Origin of the sequence: Nevskia soli, assembly GCF_903970205.1 — a bacterium.
In the GTDB taxonomy this organism is placed as follows: Bacteria; Acidobacteriota; Terriglobia; order Bryobacterales; family Bryobacteraceae; genus Bog-113.
The window spans coordinates 1-16,594 of the sequence record NZ_CAJCHS010000343.1; the positions used below are offsets into that span (position 1 = coordinate 1).

The window sequence follows — 16,594 nt, forward strand, 5'->3', positions numbered from 1 at the left end:
CGAACCCGCATCCCGCACGCGCGCCGACATCAACCGCGCCAACGCCCAGCACTCCACCGGACCCCGCACTCCCGAAGGCAAAGCACGCGCCTCCATGAACGCCGTCAAACACGGTCTCTTCTCCGTCGAAGTCCTCCTCCCCGGTGAAGACCCCGCCGCCTTCGAATCGCTCCGCATCGAATACGCCAACGATTTCCACGCCGAAACCAGCCAGGAACTCTCGCTGGTTCAGGAGATCGTCGCCTGCCACTGGCGCATCCAGCACATCGTCGCTCGCGAGACCGCGCTAACCATCCTCAGCGCCGAGCAACAGCGCGCCACCGTCGAAAACATGTTCGAGGCCGACGAAGACACCCTCACCGCGCTCGCCCAGGCCGCCGGATTTCAGGCCAACGCACGCCTCTTCAATCAGCTCTCCACGGCGGAAGCGCGACTGCACCGCCGCGCCGCCTTGGCCGAAAACCAACTAACCGGCTTAGTTCAAAGCCGCCGGATGAGCGCCGTCATCCAACCCGTTGAAGTCCCCATGGAAAGCACGACGCAACCCGCCGCGTCTGGCTTCGTTCCGCCACATTCTTCCGAACTCAAATTCCCCAGCGACATGCCCGTCTTCACCGGCCCTCTTCAGAAGGAAAAACGCCGCCAGTGGCTCCGCAAGCACGGTTACAATCAGCTTGCCAAGGCGGCCTGAAAGCCAACCCTTCGGCGTGCTCGTCAAAGCCGCCCTCCTATAATTCCTGCATGTACACGCCTCAGGCTGGAATCTTCGCGCTTGGAACCTCCTCTCATGCGTACCTGGAATTCGACATTCTGGACGCGAAGAAATCGAAAGAATTCGCCTCCACGATCTCGTCGATCCATGAACCACGGACCACCACCGGAGGCGTCAACTTCGTCATCGGCTTTCGCCCCGAGCTCTGGCGCGATATTGCCCCAAACCACGCGCCCCCGGACGTGGAGGGATTTAACAACGCGATCCGGGGCGCGGAAGGATTCGACATGCCGGCTACGCAACATGATGCGCTGGTATGGCTGTCCGGCAGTGCTTATGACGTTATCTTCGACATGGCCCGCTCCGTCGTCCATGACGTCGCCGGCCAGGCTTCGCTAACGGAAGAGACCTCGAGTTGGCCTTACCGCCACGATCGCGATCTTACCGGCTTCATCGATGGCTCGGAGAATCCGACCCTGCTTGACGCTCCCGATGTGGCGCTCTTGCCCGAAGGAGTTCCCGGCGCTGGCGGCTCCGTCCTGCTCCTTCAAAAGTGGAAGCACAAGACAACGGAGTGGGAAGCTCTACCGGCGGATCATCAGGAGGGCATCATGGGACGCACCAAGCTAGACAGTATCGAACTCGAGAACAAGCCGCCCGACTCGCATGTCGCCCGCACCGATCAGGACGAGTTCGGGGAAATCTTTCGCCGCAACATGCCCTACGGAACCGTCGACAACCATGGCACCATGTTCGTCGGATTCAGCGCGGATCAGAAGCGGCTATCCAGAATGCTCGATAGTATGGCGGGCCTAATCACGGGCACGCGCGATGCACTTACGCGCTATACTCAGCCGTTGACCGGCTCTTACTACTTCGTACCTTCCGTCGAGAGCCTTCGCCGCTTGCGGTAAGTTCGAACAAGTGACCACCGCAATCCTCGCCGATCCCGTCAGCAAGCTTCACGACCCAGGCCAGGGACACCCCGAACAGCCGGCTCGCTTCGATGCCGCAATCCGCGGCCTTCCGCCTGACGCCCTCACGTCATTCGCCAGGCGCGAAGCGGTTCGGGCCGAACTGGCTCTGTGCCATACTGCCGATTACATCCGTCTGGTTGACCGCGAAGTTTCCGCCGGCTATCTGCAGCTTTCGACCGGCGACACGCAGGTCGGCCCGGATTCTCTGGAAGTCGCGCGCAGCGCAGTCGGCACGGTTCTCACCGCCGTCGATCTCGTCTGTTCCGCCGAGGCGTCAAATGCGTTCTGCGTCGTGCGGCCGCCCGGTCATCACGCCACCGCGAATCGAGGCATGGGTTTTTGTATCTTCAACAACATCGCGATCGCCGCGCGCTACGCGCAAGCCAGGCAAGGTATTCAGCGCGTTCTGATCGCCGATTGGGACGTCCACCATGGCAACGGTACGCAGGACATTTTCTATGAAGACGGCTCCGTGTTTTTCTTCAGTACGCACCAGTCGCCTTGGTACCCCGGAACAGGTCATCCTTTTGAGACCGGCGCCGGTCCCGGTCTTGGCACGACGCTGAATTGTCCGTTCCGCGCAGGCTCCGGAAGGAAAGAGATCCTCGGCGCTTTCGAGCAGAAACTTGTCCCCGCGATGGAAGAATTTCGGCCCGAACTGGTTCTCATCTCCGCGGGTTTTGACTCTCGGATAAACGATCCGCTGGGTAACTTCCTGCTGAGCGATCAGGACTTCACCGATCTCACACGCTTACTCGTACTTATTGCTACTAAATATGCCTCGGGACGCCTCGTTTCTGTTCTTGAAGGCGGCTACAATCTGAGTGGCTTAGAGCAAGCTGTGCGTGCTCATGTAAATGGTTTGGAGTCTACCTTGGAAACTTGTCGACCAATGACGCATGCGATATAGCTGCTTACCTTTACACTGATCGTTAAGGAGATCTTATGATTACACTTGCAGATGCGCGCCGGGTTATCGCCGCCGCCGAAAAGAAGGCCGAAGAGATCGGCCAGCCTATGAACATTGCCGTTGCCGATGCGGGCGGCAACCTGGTTGCCCACGTTCGCATGGACAAAGCGTGGATGGGGAGTATTGATATTTCCATCAAGAAAGCCTGGACCTCACGCGCTTTTGACATCGAGACCAAAGCGCTGGGCGAACATAGTCAATCCGGCGATCAGTTCTTCGGTATCCATGCCTCGAACAACGGCAAAGTCATGATCTTCGCGGGCGGTATCCCGCTCAAACGGGGCGACGAAGTGGTCGGCGCGATCGGAGTGAGCGGCGGCTCGGGCAAGCAGGATCACGCGGTGGCCGAAGCGGGCGCGGCGGCGTTTTGAGGCGCTTACCTGCGGCGGAGCAACCTGAGGATCACCAATTCCTCTCTGCTATCTTCGCTCGACGACCCAGGTCGTCATCGAGCGTTGTCCTTGAACCACCGTTGTCTTCAACGGGTCGAGCAATTCCCCGCCTAACTTGCTTGTTATTTTCATCAGTTGCGCCTCATCGACCAGATACCTTTCCGAGCCATCCGGCAATAAGTAACGACGCCCCGATAGACGCTCGATCTGTGACTCGATTCCGATGGACGAAGCAAGCCGGCAGAACAGCATCCCGCCGGGTTTCAGCACGCGCCAAGTGCCGCGGAGCATCGCATCGAAGTGTTCATCGTCACGCGCAAAGTGGAGGACCGCGTTACTCAGCACGACATCCGCGAAAGCTTCAGGAAACGGCATGGATTCGATTGCTCCAACGCGAAAGTTGCCCACCGGAAGGCTTGGCGCGAGTTGCTTCGCTAACTCACGGGTACTCTCGACGGCATCCGGATCCATATCTACCCCAAATACCTCATAACCGGCTTGCAGAAGGTACACAAGATTCCGCCCCGCCCCGCAGCCCGCGTCAAGGACCCGCATGCCAGGCTCGATGCGGCCGCGCAGCAGCTGATCGAACAGATAGATATCGATCGCGCCAAATTGCTCAGCCAGGGAGAACAAGTGATTCAAGACCCTTGCGCAAACCGGCTGCGGGCCAGGAGTTCGCGCGCCTGGTCCGCCAGCTTGCCGGACGTACTTTCCGCAGCGGATCGCAACAGATCGACACTAGCCGGGTTCGGTGAACCGCCGATGAGTATCAACAGATCGCGCTTCATCTCCTGGTCGATCAGACGATTCCAGAATGCTTCTATTAAAGGGAGTGCCCCGGGTTCACGGGTGGCGCACAGCGCGCCGGCGGCTTCCATCGCCAGGTCGCGGTTTGCGCTTTTAAGAAACTTACTTACAAAAGGCAAGTACTCACGCGGGAGCATATCGATCAAGGCGGAGAAACACTGCCCGGTGACCGCCGGTTCTTCATCGCCTGTCATGGCTTTCAATCGCAACAGCAAGGTACCTTCAATGGTCCCGAGCTGTCCCACCGCGCGAACCGCGTCTTGCCGGGCGGCCGCTTCGGGATCGGCAAGTAAGTCGACCAGATGAAGCAGCACCTCATGCGCCGGCAGTCCGCACGCGGTTAAAGCCAACGCGCACGTTCCGCGCAACGTCGCCGCCGTATCCTGATGCGAGCCCCAGACGGGCTCCATTTGGATGTGCTTGATTCCTCGAATAAACACTTCGGCATCCGAATGCTCCAGGTCCTTCAGCGACTTGGCGATCGCATTCTTCGCCCAGCACTGTGGATCGGTCTTTACCGGATCCTGCAGAAACCGATCGAACGCTTCGATCAGGTCCGGGTGTAGCGCCTCCAACAGACGTTCTCCGACGATGCGAGCCGCCTTGCCCGCGGCGTAGTTGTTCCGATCGCGCAGCGCTTTGCGAAGCGGCGGGACCGCTTCCGCCTCCGGCGCCGTTCGCAGGGCTTCGATCTGTTCCAGCTTGCGCTCGAAAGCCTGTTTGCTCAAGTTATGGCCAGAGAGCGTTTAGAATCGCAGCCAGGCGATACCCAGCCTTGGCAATCTGCATTTCGATTACCGGCATCGCTTCGCGTTCATAAGCATCGTCGATCTTAATGTGCAGGGCGGCCAAGCGAGCCTTCTCGGCATCGCAGTCCGGCGCAGGTTGCAACGCTTCAGGGCCCGGCTCCGGAGTCAGATCGCCGTAAGCCACCTGGTTTGCGAGTAAGTGGGTTTCCCAAGCCCACTTATCGAACTGCGGCGCATTCTTGGTCCACTCCGCGCGTTTCGAAGCGAAGCGCTGGTCGATATCCGACGCGAACTGCGCGACTGTTTCATGCCGCGCGGTCAATTCCCGCTCGATGATCAGCCCGTCCCAGGCTGCGTGTAAGTTAGCCGGTCCCGGCTGATCGAAGAACTGTACCGGCAGGCAGTTTCCGCCTACGTCGTTATTCGAGGTCGTATGAAGCGGCTGATGCAAATCGCCGGCGAAGTGGATTAGATAGCGCAGCGCCTTGGCCTTCTCGTCGCCGCTTTCGTCTTTATTTAAGAGTATGTCCACCGTGGACCGCAGCGCACTTACAACGCATCCGGGACGCGGCCCCCCGTTATGCGAAGGACCAACCGCTTCGCAATACTTTTCAGGATCGCCTTTCTTCAGGTTCATCGGGATGTTCATAAAGTGCCATGCGGCCGTCTGCTCCGTGTTCTTGGCGTCATCGGCCCAGGTAGACGCGATGGCCATCGCGTCCGCGGGAGAATCTTTGCAAGAAGGAGGTTCTACTACGGGACTGCCCTTCAGCAATCGCTCGACTTGGGCCCGGGCGTCCGGAGTTAGACGATTCTCCGCGATGAGCGCGACCGCTTCATGCCCTTCACACCACCAGGCGGACGCAGGCGATGTGTATCCGAGGACAATCCATGCGAGGACGACACGGCATTTCATATCGAACGACTGAGTCCGGCTCGAATCACTTACTACCCGTCACTGACTTTTCCACCAGATCTAAGCGAGTCTTCCATGGATCGGCTTCCACCATTGGACCCGTCTCCGCAAAGTTCAGTAACAGGTCCGCCTTCGGATCGTACTTCGGCCACTTAGGCAACCCGGCCGGAGCCGGATCTCCCGTCTTCGCGAACGCGACCCAGTAAGCGTTGGCGGCGCGCGCGGTACTCTCATCCGAGGCGGTCAGATCCTCTCCGTATCTTGCCTTCACGGTGTCGAACACAAACGGGATCTCCGTCGCATGCGGCGCGCCTTTCCACTCTTTACGCATCGATTCCGCCACATACGAGAACCGGTACTCGAACGCCGGCTGTCCGGCCAAAGTCATTTGTTGCACCACGAACCGCGCCGGTTCTACCATCATCTTGTCCATCGCGACCAAGGATCCGATGGCTTTCACATCCGTAGATCCGCTCGCGTTATACGCCGCGGCCGCCTTCTCACGATCAGCGCCGAAGGGCTGAAAGACGGCGTCCATCGTGTTCGCGAAGGAGAACCCGATGTCCGCGCTGTTGGCGCCCGCGATCACCGGCACCTTCATCTCATGGCCGGCGAGGATGGCTTCCTCGGGTGTCTCGACCACTAACTTGCCGTCGATCATCGGTCCGCTATAAATGGCCGTCTGCCCGAACATCGTGGCCATGTTTAAACCTTTCACGATCTGATCTTCGGGCAGCGCGCGCAGTTTCGCGAGAGCGTCCGCGCCAGTCCCCGTGATGCCGGCCTGTTTCGCAAAAGCCAGCCCGTTGTTCTCGCCTGACGGCTTGTCCGGGTCGGTCGCATGCACGGGGGGCATTAAGAAGACTCCGGAGCGGCCGCCGCCCGATTCGATGATGGCCTTCTGAAACAGTCCGTGCGCGAGCGGCGTGGTGAGCATGGTTAATACCGATCCGCCGCCGGCCGATTCGCCGAAGAGAGTCACTTTGCCCGGGTCACCTCCGAATGCGGCGATGTTGCGCTTAACCCACTGGAGCGCCGCGATCTGATCCATGAACGCGTAGTTACCGAGCAAACCGTCCGGATTCTCCGCCGTCAGCGCGGGATGCGCAAAGAAGCCGAACCTACCGACCCGGTAATTGAAGCTGACGAACACCACACCCTTCGCGGCGAACTGGGTTCCGTCATAAACCGCGGGCGAGCTGCCTCCATTTACATAACCGCCGCCGTAGATCCAAACCATGACTGGTAGCTTCGCCGAACCATGGGCCGCCGGTGTCCACACATTCACGAAGAGACAGTTCTCGCTGGGCTTAGTGCCTAGAGGCGCGGCATCGCTGGGAAAGGGTAACTGCGCGCAGTCGGCTCCGTACTGGGTCGCGTCGCGCACACCACTCCAATGCGCAACCGGCTGCGGAGGACGCCACCGATTCGCCCCGATGGGAGGCGCCGCGAACGGCACGCCTTTGAATGCAGTTACGTTTCCACTTACCGCGCCGCGGAGAGATCCGCTATCGATGCGAACGGTATCGGCGGACGCCGCAAAACAACTTATGGCACAGAGGAATGCGAAGATACTTTTCATTTATGCTCCCTCGGTACTTCGGCGGACTACTGCAGGGTAACGGCAACCGGCTTCGACGGAATCCCGTCTGCAATGACCCGGAGATCGCTCGCTCCCGCTTCCGCTCCCGTTGGTACATCGAAGTTGGTCGTAACCGTGGCCGTCGAATGTACCGGCATCGCGCTGTGGCCGTGGGTTCGCGCATAGAAAACGTGGCCGCTGGCAATGTTCGTGATCTGCACGATCGGATAGTTCTCCGCCATCTGCCCATCGTCGCCGTAGAACGAGCCCTGAGAGACGCCGTTCAGCAACACCCCGGACACAACGTAGGTATCGCCCCGGGTCAGCGTCGTCGGGACGCTTTCGATGCGCGGCCGCCACGCGGCCTTATAGGTTCCCGCGCTCGTGAACACTTCAATGTCGGTCGTGAAGTCGGTAAATAGGATCTCGCCGGTAGGCAGAATCAGGAAGCTACCTGCATAAGACGGCTCTTCGGCGGAAGTTGCGGTACCCACGACGGACGTAAGTGTCGTGCCGTTGAATTCGAAGAAGGATGACGGGGGATCATAGGTCTCGGACCCGACGGGGCTCGCCAGAACGAGCGCATTTCCGTTGATCTCCATGGTGCCGGGCGCGTCCGCCGTGCCTAACTGTTCGGTACGCTTGCCTTTCGTAATGGTGGGGAAGGTCGGTCCGGCAACCCAGGCGCCGGTTCCGCCCGTTGCCGGAGTGTAGACCGCCGTGTTGCCGGTGGCGCCTGACCAAAACACCGTGCCATTCGGCAGCAGAACGCCCGGGCCGATTTCGTGCGATCCGCCGTCGTTGCTCTGTGTGGCGTCGAGCTGAACCACGGTGCTGCCGGCGGTCACCCACTCGCCCTTCGATGCGAAGTATTGTTCGGAATTCGTAAGATTCGAAGGGTCATTGGTATCCACGGTTAGGACGGCTCCGTCCGGAAGGAGCGTCCAGCCTTCTTCGTTGTTGCCGTCCGCTTTGCCCGCCATCGAAGCGGCCTTCCAGGTCAGGGTGGTGGGTTCCAGGAAGGCTGCCTGACCGGTGAGCGAATCCGCCAGCATGAACGTTCCATTCGGCAGCACGACGCTCGATGCATCTCCGATGTTGGCCCATCCCGAAGGCGGCGCAACCGATGTCCATTTGTTCGCAACGGGATCGTAAATGGCGCCGAGGTTTACTTCGCCGCCGGCCTGCTCGTTGTATTCGCCGCCTTCGCAAATGACTCTACCGTCGGGAAGAACAGCGGACGCAAAGTATAACGGAGCATAGCCGGATGGCATGGAGGCGATCGTTGTCCAGGTTCCATTCACATAACTGCCGTTCACATCCGGCGTTAGTTTCGACCACAATCCGGTGCCGTAACCTTCGGAGTCAAGATGGTACACCATGATTGTTCCGTCGGTGAGCAGCAGGGAGACGCCCGCATTGAAGGTGGGTGTATTGGTTAGAGGCTGCCAGGTTTGCGCGTACGCCGCCAGAGGCAATAGCATCGCCGAAAGTATTGCTGCCGTGAGGCGTCGCTTCGAGTGAAATAACAAATGATTCTCCTATCTTGATGACGGGTGTGAGCCCGCCGCAAAAGGATACCCCTTCTGCGTGGCGCTCGTCAAATATCGAGGACCGCTGTTCTCAGGTTCGATGTTACACTGCGATCTTTGAAGCGTCGCGGTTTGACGCCAACGTAAGGACGGGACTACATGGCGAATCGCAGCGGGAGTGTCGGAAGTGCAATGGTCTGGATGTTCGCGCTGTCGATTCTTCTTTTCTGGCTGCCGGGCATCGGTCCGCTGATTGCCGGGTTCGTGGGAGGGCGCAAAGCAGGCAGCGTAGGCAACGCGATCCTGGCCGCCATTCTGCCTGGTCTTCTCTTCGGGATCGCGCTTTTCGCGATGGCGTCGCTGCTGGTCGGTCTTCCGCTGGTGGGCTTGGCTGCGGGACTCGGCGGAGTGGCGCTGGCGCTGATTCATGTGGGGCCGCTGCTGCTGGGGGCGATTTTGGGGGCGATACTGTAGCGCCGGCCGGAGCGGGGCGGAGGTGCGATCGGCACGTGATCCAGCGCTCCTACTAGCGGCTTCCTACGGAATGGGCTTCTTTTGAGCGGTCTTTTTTTACCAAACGAGAATTCGGCGGAAACTATTGCAGCGGTTCGGGTTAGCGATTTCCGATTTTCCGTTTTGTTACTGTTTTTTCGTTGATTTTCGGTCCGGTTGCGTGACCTTATTGACTTGGACATCATAGAGATCGGCTTCGACACGCATGCAATTGCGAACAGGGCGCGTTTTCGGGCTTGAAACAGAATCGATCATGGAATTGCACGTTATCAGCGCTGATGATCCGATTGAGGCCGGTGAGGCCGTTCTTTACGGCGTTGAAGGCGCGCGGTTTGGGATCGGGTTGGCCGTCTGCGAAGTCAGCGATTAGTCGGTCTCGCGTTGAAGAACGATGGTGAATGCCATGGTTGGAACTCTTGGTAAGTTGGATTTTGGAGATTGCCTCGACTTAGAGATAGCAGAGGGATAGGCGGAGTTTCGGGTAATTCGGGGATAAGTTGTTGAGGGCGTGGGAGATTTTAGGTAATGGAATCATGCGATCGTGGTGCGTGAGTAGCGCGACGGCCGCGTACAGGCAACATCGAAGCGGCTAGCCCGCGAGCTTCCTTCGTCCCGGTCGACTGAGCGCTTCGTTCTTCAAGGCTGCGTCGAGCAGCGTCTTGATGACGGCTTGCCGACTCACGTTGAGCCGGGCTGCGCGCTCGTCTAGTTCACGCAGCATACCGAGAGTAAGATCGACGTTGACGCGATGCACCGGGCGGCCCACGGTGAACTTGTTGGTGAAGTGGGCGGAGACATCCTCGCCGCGGGTTGCCTTGGCGGCGATTTCGTCGGCAGAGACTTTGGGTTTAGGTGTTTTCGGCATAGCTCGGTTCTTCTTCTTTCGTTGCTTTCCAGGCGGTTACCAAGTCGTAGTACTCGCCTTCCTCATCATTCCTGATCTCGAAGATCACCGAGCACAGGCGGCCATCGCACCACCCGATTGCACGATACTACTCGGGATCATCACTCTTATGGTCGACCAGATACGTCTGATCGAAGATCCGCTGCGCTTCCTTCAGGCTGAAGCGTGAGGCAGAATTCGGGCCCTGCCATCCGGCTCCACGCAGCAGTGCCGAAGTTGGGGCGCGTGGGGCATTTTCCAGTGTGGGCAGGCTATTATTCGCTTTCCACTAACGCTTTCAACCTCGCCAGCGCGGCGTCCCAATGCTTCGAAACGGTTTCCAAGTACAAGCTCAAGTCGTGAATCGGCTGCGGATCAAGCTCGAACAGGCTCTCCCGGCCGGCCCGGTGCGGATGCACGATCCGCACCTTCTCCAGCACGCGCAGGTGCTTGGTGACGGCTTGCCGCGTTAGTTTGGTCCCTTGGGTCAGGTCGGCGATCGAACAGCGCCGGCCTTTCGATAGCTTGCCGATTAATCGAAGGCGCGTCTCATCGCCCAGAGCGGCGAACAGGGTCGCCCGCGCGCGAAGGCCGCTACTTCTTACTGACATAAGCTTCGATACTCTCGAGTTGCTGCTCCCAGCCGCGGGTGTTCATGCGGAACACGTCCGCATAGCGCTCGGGCGGAAGCTTGTCGAAGCCGGATTCGGTCAGGACCAGCAGCGTACCTTTCGGGATCGCGGTCAGGCGGAATTCGACCAGGGTCGGCGTCTCCTGCGAGTAGTCTACTTTTGGATCGATCGCATAAGGGTGCCAGGTGTAGGAGAAGTAGGAAGTGGGCTGGATGGTTTGGACGACGATGTCCATGCGCAGGTGCTCGTATCCGGGGAACGTGATCTGGCCGCCGACCGGCTTGCCGGCGACGAAGGGTCCGTCCATCTTTACCTGAAACCATTCGCCGAACTGCCGGGAGTCGGTGATCGCCTCCCAGACGCGTGCGATGGGGGCGGCTAGCTCGATTCGCTTTTCGATTTGACTTTCTACGGTAGGTGACATGATGGGCAACCTCCGGGTTGCATATTTGGAGTATAGAACTAAGTTTGCTTGATATGCAACCGGGGGGTTGCTTGTTTCTTTTTTGGGGGGCCGTATCGCGTAACCGACCGCTCCGTGACCGTCGCGGCTCAGTAACAATATCCTATCGAGTAACAATATGCGGCTCAATAGAAATATGATAGCGAGGCGCGCGTTGTACGCGGTTAGGTTTCGAGGGTTTTGCGGGCTTTGCGGAACGCTTCGAGGGCGCGGTCGAGTTCCTCGCGGGTGTGCGTCGCGGTCACGATCGTCCGGACGCGCGCTTTGCCTTTGGGCACCGTGGGGAAACCGATGCCCGTCGCCAGCACGCCTTCATCGAACAAGGCCTGCGAGAAGCGGTAGGCGCGGTCCGCCTCCCCCACCAGCACGGGAACGATCGGTGTCTCGCTCAATCCCGTGTCGAAGCCTTCACGGTCCAGCGCTTCTTTCCAGTACTGGCGGTTCTTCCAGAGATTGTCGATGCGCTCCGGTTCCTGCTCGAGAATGTCGAAGGCGGCCAGACACGCGGCGGCGACGGCCGGCGGGTGCGAGGTCGAGAACAGAAACGGGCGCGCGCGATGGTAGAGGTATTCGATGAAGTCGCGCGTGCCGCACACGTAGCCGCCGAGAACGCCGATGGCTTTCGACAACGTCCCGACTTGAATGTCCACGCGCCCGTGCAGTCCGAAATGATCCACCGTGCCGCGGCCGTTGCGGCCCAACACGCCGGAGGAGTGCGCGTCGTCAACCATCATGATGGCGCCGTGTTTCTGGGCGGCGGCAGCGAGCTCGGGCAGCGGGCCGATGTCGCCGTCCATCGAGAAGACGCCGTCGGAGATGAGCAGCTTGCGGCCGGGCACATCGTCGAGCTCGGCGAGTTTTTGTTCGGCTGCGGCGTGATCCTTGTGCGGGAAGACGTGGATCTTGGCGCGGGAGAGGCGGCAGCCGTCGATGATGCTGGCGTGATTCAGCGCGTCGGAGATCACGTGATCCTCCGGCGTCAGGATGGCCGACACGGTGCCGGCATTGGCGGTGAAACCGGACTGGAACACGACGCACGCTTCCACATTCTTGAATTGAGCGATGCGTTCTTCGAGCTGCAGGTGCAGGGTCATGGTGCCCGAGATGGTGCGGACCGCGCCCGAGCCCGCGCCGTATTTCTTCGCGGCCGCGACCGAGGCTTCGATCAGTTTGGGATGCGTGCAGAGGCCGAGGTAATTGTTCGAAGCGAGATTGATCACTTCCTTGCCATCGAAGCGCGATTCCGCGGCGCTCGCCGATCCGAGCACGCGCAGGCGCTGGTAGGTGCCGGCGGCACGGAACTGGTCGAGTTGCTCGGTGAGATACGAGAGGGCGGGCATCGCCCCCATTCTAACGAGTGAACACGCGTTCGAAGATGGCGTCGACGTGGCGCAGCTGCCGGTCGAGCGAAAAGGCTTCGGCGATAGGTTCGGGCGAGAGGCGCGCGGGGATCTCCTTCGAAAAATGCCCCCCACATACACCGTTCCACCCGGATAGGGTCAACGCGGCCGACAGCGCAGGACCCTCCCTTTCGGTCGGGCTCGGAGTGGGGCTGTACGGTCCCTTTGGTTCTAACGAGTGAACACGCGTTCGAAGATGGCGTCGACGTGGCGCAGCTGCCGGTCGAGAGAAAAGGCTTCGGCGAGCTTCTCGGGCGAGAGGCGCGCGCGGATTTCGGGATCGGCTTCGATGGCGGCGCGGAAATCGCTTTCGCTCTCCCAGGCTTGCATGGCGTGCGCCTGCACCAGGCGGTAGGCGTCTTCGCGGAGCATGCCGGATGCGGCGAGATCGAGCAGGAGCTGGCCGGAGAACACCAGGCCGCGGGTCATCTCGAGGTTGCGGCGCATGCGCTCGGAGTAGACCAGCAGCGTGTCGATGAGGGTAGCCGTCTTGTCCAGCAGATAGTCGGTAAGGATGGTCGAATCGGGCAGGATGACGCGCTCGACGGAAGAGTGCGAGATGTCGCGCTCGTGCCAGAGCGCCATGTTTTCGAGGCCGGCGACAGAGTTGGAGCGGACCACGCGCGCGAGGCCGCAGATTTGCTCGCTAACCACCGGATTGCGCTTATGCGGCATGGCGGAGCTGCCCTTCTGGCCGCGCGCGAAGTATTCTTCGGCCTCGCGGACTTCGGTGCGCTGCAGATGCCGGACTTCGAGCGCAATCTTCTCGCAGAGGCCGGCGATGACCGCGAGCGTTGCCAGATAATACGCATGCCGGTCGCGCCCGATGACCTGCGTGGCGATGGGCGCGGGTTTCAGACCGAGGCGCGCGCAGATGCGCTCTTCCGCTTCGGGCGTGATATGCGCGAAGGTACCGACCGCGCCGGAGATCTTCCCCACGCGCAGCTCTTCGGCCGCGCGATCGAGACGTTCGAGATCGCGGCGCGCTTCGTCGAACCAGACGGCCAGCTTGAGGCCGAAGGTGATGGGCTCGGCATGCACGCCGTGGGTGCGGCCGATCTGCGGGGTGTGCTGGAACTCGTGCGCGCGGCGGTCGAGCCCGGCGGCGAGGCGTTCGATGCCGCCGCGGATTATAGCCGATGCTTGCCGGAGCTGCAGCGCCTGCGCGGTATCGACGACATCGTTCGAGGTCAGACCGTAGTGCAGCCACCGCGACGGCTCGCTCTGCCCGACGGCGGCCATCGATTCCGCGACCGCGGTGGTAAACGCGATGACGTCGTGTTTGACCTCGCGTTCGATGGCATGGACGCGGGCCGGATCGACGGATGCGTGCGCGCGCAACGCTGCGGCGGCGGCGGCGGGGACCACGCCCATTTCCGCCAGGGCTTCGGAAGCGGCGAGTTCCACTTCGAGCCATTGCCGGAATTTGTTTTCGTCGCTCCAGATGCGCCCCATCTCCGGGCGCGTGTAGCGTGCGATCAAAACGCGAAGACCTCGGTGGGGTGCGACTGTTCGGCGACGACAAGGCGGGCGGGGTGCGAGCGGCGCGCGAGGACGCTTTCGGCGCCCATCCGCACCAGTTCCGGATGGTTATTATGCTCGCTCAAGTGGCCCAGGATCAGCGTGCGGGTCCAGGGGTCGAGGTCGCTGGTCAGGAAATCGCACACCACGTCGTTCGAAAGATGGCCGCGCCGGCCCATCACCCGCTGTTTGACCGACCACGGGTAGGGACCCACTTTCAGCATCTCGATATCGTGATTCGATTCGAGGAGAAGGAGATCGACCTCGCGCAAGTGAAAGCGCAGCGAATCGGGAATATAGCCGAGATCGGTGGCGAGGCCGATGCGCACGCCTCCGGCGCGAAAACAGAAGCCGACCGGATCGCGCGCATCGTGCGGAATACTGAAACTCTGGACTGCGATGTCGCCGATGGTGAAACTCATTCCGGCCTGGAAGCACTGGAGCCGCGGCTCGGCTTCCTCCCAGTCGATTTCCGGCGCGGTCAAGCGCGTGCTGTAGACGGGGATGGTGAATTTGCGTTTGCGCAGCAGGCGCAGCAGTCCGCTGATGTGATCGGAATGTTCATGCGTGAGGAGGATGGCGTCGAGTTGTTCGCAGGATTCGCCGATCGAGGCCAGACGCTTCGAGAGTTCGCGAAGGCTCAGGCCGGCATCGATCAGGATGCGCGTGTGCGACGTGGCGAGCAGTGCGGCGTTGCCCGTGCTGCCGCTGGAGAGGACGCAGAATTTCACCATGCGCGGGTGCCGGAGGGGATGGCGTGCCGGGGGACGAGTGGGAACAGAGAGTCCAAGAAATGTTTTTAGCAGGTTTCGGGGGGGAATGCAATCGGTGGAGGTCCGGGAGGTGGTGGAGAAAGGTACGGGGCGGTTGCTGCAGGACGCGCAAAAGCACGCGTTTCCGGGACTTCATTAGCCGCGGATGAACAGGGAACCACGGGTAGGAGGCGGGATTAGTGCTCCGGGGGAATGGGCTCGGTGCTGACGCCTTTCTGCTGCAGATAGCGCTGGCGGCATTCCAGGATCGATTTGCGGGCCTCGCGCGGACCGGCCCATCCTTTCATCAGCGTGACCTTGCCTTCCAGTTCCTTGTAGATCGAGAAGAAGTGCTCGATCTCGCGGCGCGTGTGCGGGAAGATCTGGTCGAGCGTGTGGATCTGGTCGTAACGCGGGTTGCGCGTGGGAACGGCGAGTACCTTCTGATCGCGCTCGTCATTGTCGACCATATTCAGCAGGCCTACCGGGCGGACTTCGATCATCACGCCGGGGTAACTGGGGTTCTGGACGAGGACGAGCACGTCGAGCGGATCGTTATCATCCGCCAGCGTGCCGGGGATGAAGCCGTAGTCGCCGGGATAGTGGACCGGAGAGTAGAGCGTGCGGTCGAGGCGGAAGACGCCGAGCTTCCCGTCGTACTCGTACTTATTCGCGGAGTGTTGCGGGATCTCCACAATCATGCGCACGATTTCAGGGCAATCGGGGCCGGGATCGATATCGTACAGAAGCACCGGACTAGCGTATCAGAGTCGATATTCGACCGAAAGGAGATGCAGTCCTTTGGCGGGGGCGGAGTGGGGGAATTTGTGCGCGGAGCCCGGCTCGAGTAGAGCGCGGATCTGATCGTCGTCGATATTGCCTTTGCCGGCTTCCAGAAGACACGCGGTCAGGTTGCGCACCATGTGCTTGAGGAAACCGCTGCCGCGGATCCGGAAGCGCAGCAGCGCGTGGTCGATTTCGATCTGCGAGGAAAAGACCGTGCGGACTTTGGAGCGCGCTTCGGCATCGCGATCGTCGGCAGCGGCGAAGGCGGAGAAATCGTGCCGGCCTTCGAAGATGCGGGCGGTGGCGATCATGCGCGCGGTATCGAGCGGAAACGGGTGGTGATGGACATAGCGCCACAGCGGCGGCGGGCAAACCTCCGCGCGAAAGAGACGGTACTCATAGGTCTTGGCGACGGCGTCGAAGCGCGGGTGGAAATCCGGCGCGACTTCCGCGGCTTCGAGAATGCGGATGGTGGGCGGGAGCAGGCGGTTGAGGGCGCGCCGCAGGTTCTCGACGGGGATTGGGTTGGTCAGCGAGAACGCGGCGACCTGCGCTTCGGCGTGAACTCCGGCGTCGGTGCGGCCGGAACCGTGAACGACGACCGGCTCGCCTTCGATGGCGTGCACGGCTTCTTCGATCGCGCCCTGAATCGTGCGCCGATCGGGTTGCACCTGCCATCCGTGAAAATCGGCGCCGTCATAAGCGACGGTTACGCGAATGCGGCGTGCGGCATCGGGAGGCGTTTCCTTTTTGCTCGGTGCAAGAGTCTGCGCAAGCGGGGCCGGCTGCCTATCGGCCGGAATTTCAGTGGGTTTCACTTTGGCTAATCGATTGCTTGGTTTTTAGCGTGCATCAAGATTATCAGGCTCGAATCGAAGTTGACCTTCTTTACTAACCCCCTGAACCGACCCCTCTGCTCACCTCAATATCCCCTGATCCACCTCAAAATTCGTCAACTAAACTTCGGGCCTGATTCTTAACGAATCGGGCCTTTGTTTTTGGCC

Annotated in this window: 17 protein-coding genes and 1 pseudogene; 5 read left to right on the forward strand and 13 right to left on the reverse strand. The window is 60.6% G+C overall.

The genetic code is table 11. The features are described from left to right. The 4 genes and pseudogenes from H1Y01_RS14955 to H1Y01_RS14970 form a co-directional block, all read left to right on the forward strand. Positions 1-691: pseudogene (locus H1Y01_RS14955) on the forward strand (hypothetical protein); the annotation flags it as partial. A gap of 50 nt (positions 692-741) precedes the next feature. Continuing rightward, positions 742-1,626 carry a Dyp-type peroxidase gene (locus tag H1Y01_RS14960; RefSeq protein ID WP_180541313.1) on the forward strand — a complete coding sequence of 295 codons (885 nt, stop codon included), beginning with the start codon at positions 742-744 and terminating at the stop codon, positions 1,624-1,626. A gap of 10 nt (positions 1,627-1,636) precedes the next feature. Next, positions 1,637-2,599 carry a histone deacetylase family protein gene (locus tag H1Y01_RS14965; protein WP_180541314.1) on the forward strand — a complete coding sequence of 321 codons (963 nt, stop codon included), beginning with the start codon at positions 1,637-1,639 and terminating at the stop codon, positions 2,597-2,599. Positions 2,600-2,634: 35 nt separating this feature from the next. Next, positions 2,635-3,030 (forward strand): GlcG/HbpS family heme-binding protein, encoded by a 396-nt coding sequence (locus H1Y01_RS14970; protein WP_180541315.1) that lies wholly within the window; start codon positions 2,635-2,637, stop codon positions 3,028-3,030. A 48-nt stretch (positions 3,031-3,078) separates the two neighbouring features. Here H1Y01_RS14970 and H1Y01_RS14975 read toward each other — a convergent pair whose 3' ends face one another. The 5 genes from H1Y01_RS14975 to H1Y01_RS14995 are packed head-to-tail and all read right to left on the reverse strand — an operon-like array spanning position 3,079 to position 8,592. Beyond that, positions 3,079-3,687 carry a class I SAM-dependent methyltransferase gene (locus H1Y01_RS14975; RefSeq protein WP_180541316.1) on the reverse strand — a complete coding sequence of 203 codons (609 nt, stop codon included), beginning with the start codon at positions 3,685-3,687 and terminating at the stop codon, positions 3,079-3,081. Between the two features lie 5 nt (positions 3,688-3,692). Further along, positions 3,693-4,589 (reverse strand): HEAT repeat domain-containing protein, encoded by an 897-nt coding sequence (locus H1Y01_RS14980; protein WP_180541317.1) that lies wholly within the window; start codon positions 4,587-4,589, stop codon positions 3,693-3,695. A 1-nt stretch (position 4,590) separates the two neighbouring features. Further along, on the reverse strand, positions 4,591-5,526 hold the full coding sequence (locus tag H1Y01_RS14985) for a S1/P1 nuclease (protein WP_180541318.1): 936 nt from the start codon (positions 5,524-5,526) through the stop codon (positions 4,591-4,593). 25 nt (positions 5,527-5,551) lie between these two features. Then, complete coding sequence (locus H1Y01_RS14990) at positions 5,552-7,108, reverse strand: carboxylesterase/lipase family protein (RefSeq protein WP_180541319.1); 1,557 nt, start codon at positions 7,106-7,108, stop codon at positions 5,552-5,554. Positions 7,109-7,134: 26 nt separating this feature from the next. Next, the gene (locus H1Y01_RS14995) at positions 7,135-8,592 is read right to left on the reverse strand and encodes a hypothetical protein (RefSeq protein ID WP_180541320.1); all 1,458 of its coding nucleotides are present in this window, start codon (positions 8,590-8,592) and stop codon (positions 7,135-7,137) included. Between the two features lie 207 nt (positions 8,593-8,799). Here H1Y01_RS14995 and H1Y01_RS15000 point away from each other — a divergent pair, with 207 nt between their 5' ends. After that, positions 8,800-9,114: a hypothetical protein gene (locus tag H1Y01_RS15000; RefSeq protein ID WP_180541321.1), complete on the forward strand. Its 315-nt coding sequence runs from the start codon at positions 8,800-8,802 to the stop codon at positions 9,112-9,114. 628 nt (positions 9,115-9,742) lie between these two features. On the opposite strand, the gene H1Y01_RS15005 is transcribed toward H1Y01_RS15000, so the two are convergent. From H1Y01_RS15005 to truA, 8 genes are all read right to left on the reverse strand, one after another. Continuing rightward, the gene (locus tag H1Y01_RS15005; RefSeq protein ID WP_180541322.1) at positions 9,743-10,018 is read right to left on the reverse strand and encodes a CopG family transcriptional regulator; all 276 of its coding nucleotides are present in this window, start codon (positions 10,016-10,018) and stop codon (positions 9,743-9,745) included. A gap of 293 nt (positions 10,019-10,311) precedes the next feature. Then, positions 10,312-10,647 carry an ArsR/SmtB family transcription factor gene (locus H1Y01_RS15010; protein ID WP_180541323.1) on the reverse strand — a complete coding sequence of 112 codons (336 nt, stop codon included), beginning with the start codon at positions 10,645-10,647 and terminating at the stop codon, positions 10,312-10,314. Further along, the gene (locus H1Y01_RS15015) at positions 10,631-11,092 is read right to left on the reverse strand and encodes an SRPBCC family protein (protein WP_180541324.1); all 462 of its coding nucleotides are present in this window, start codon (positions 11,090-11,092) and stop codon (positions 10,631-10,633) included. Before H1Y01_RS15015 ends, H1Y01_RS15010 begins: the two co-directional genes overlap by 17 nt. A gap of 203 nt (positions 11,093-11,295) precedes the next feature. Further along, positions 11,296-12,471 carry a glycine C-acetyltransferase gene (locus H1Y01_RS15020; protein ID WP_180541325.1) on the reverse strand — a complete coding sequence of 392 codons (1,176 nt, stop codon included), beginning with the start codon at positions 12,469-12,471 and terminating at the stop codon, positions 11,296-11,298. Positions 12,472-12,702: 231 nt separating this feature from the next. Further along, on the reverse strand, positions 12,703-14,013 hold the full coding sequence (gene purB, locus H1Y01_RS15025; protein WP_180541326.1) for an adenylosuccinate lyase: 1,311 nt from the start codon (positions 14,011-14,013) through the stop codon (positions 12,703-12,705). After that, complete coding sequence (locus tag H1Y01_RS15030) at positions 14,010-14,786, reverse strand: MBL fold metallo-hydrolase (protein ID WP_180541327.1); 777 nt, start codon at positions 14,784-14,786, stop codon at positions 14,010-14,012. The genes purB and H1Y01_RS15030 overlap by 4 nt, the downstream gene beginning before the upstream one ends. A 215-nt stretch (positions 14,787-15,001) precedes the next feature. After that, positions 15,002-15,556: an inorganic diphosphatase gene (locus H1Y01_RS15035; protein ID WP_219341576.1), complete on the reverse strand. Its 555-nt coding sequence runs from the start codon at positions 15,554-15,556 to the stop codon at positions 15,002-15,004. A gap of 12 nt (positions 15,557-15,568) precedes the next feature. Then, positions 15,569-16,408: a tRNA pseudouridine(38-40) synthase TruA gene (gene truA, locus H1Y01_RS15040; RefSeq protein ID WP_219341577.1), complete on the reverse strand. Its 840-nt coding sequence runs from the start codon at positions 16,406-16,408 to the stop codon at positions 15,569-15,571. Positions 16,409-16,594 lie beyond the last annotated feature (186 nt).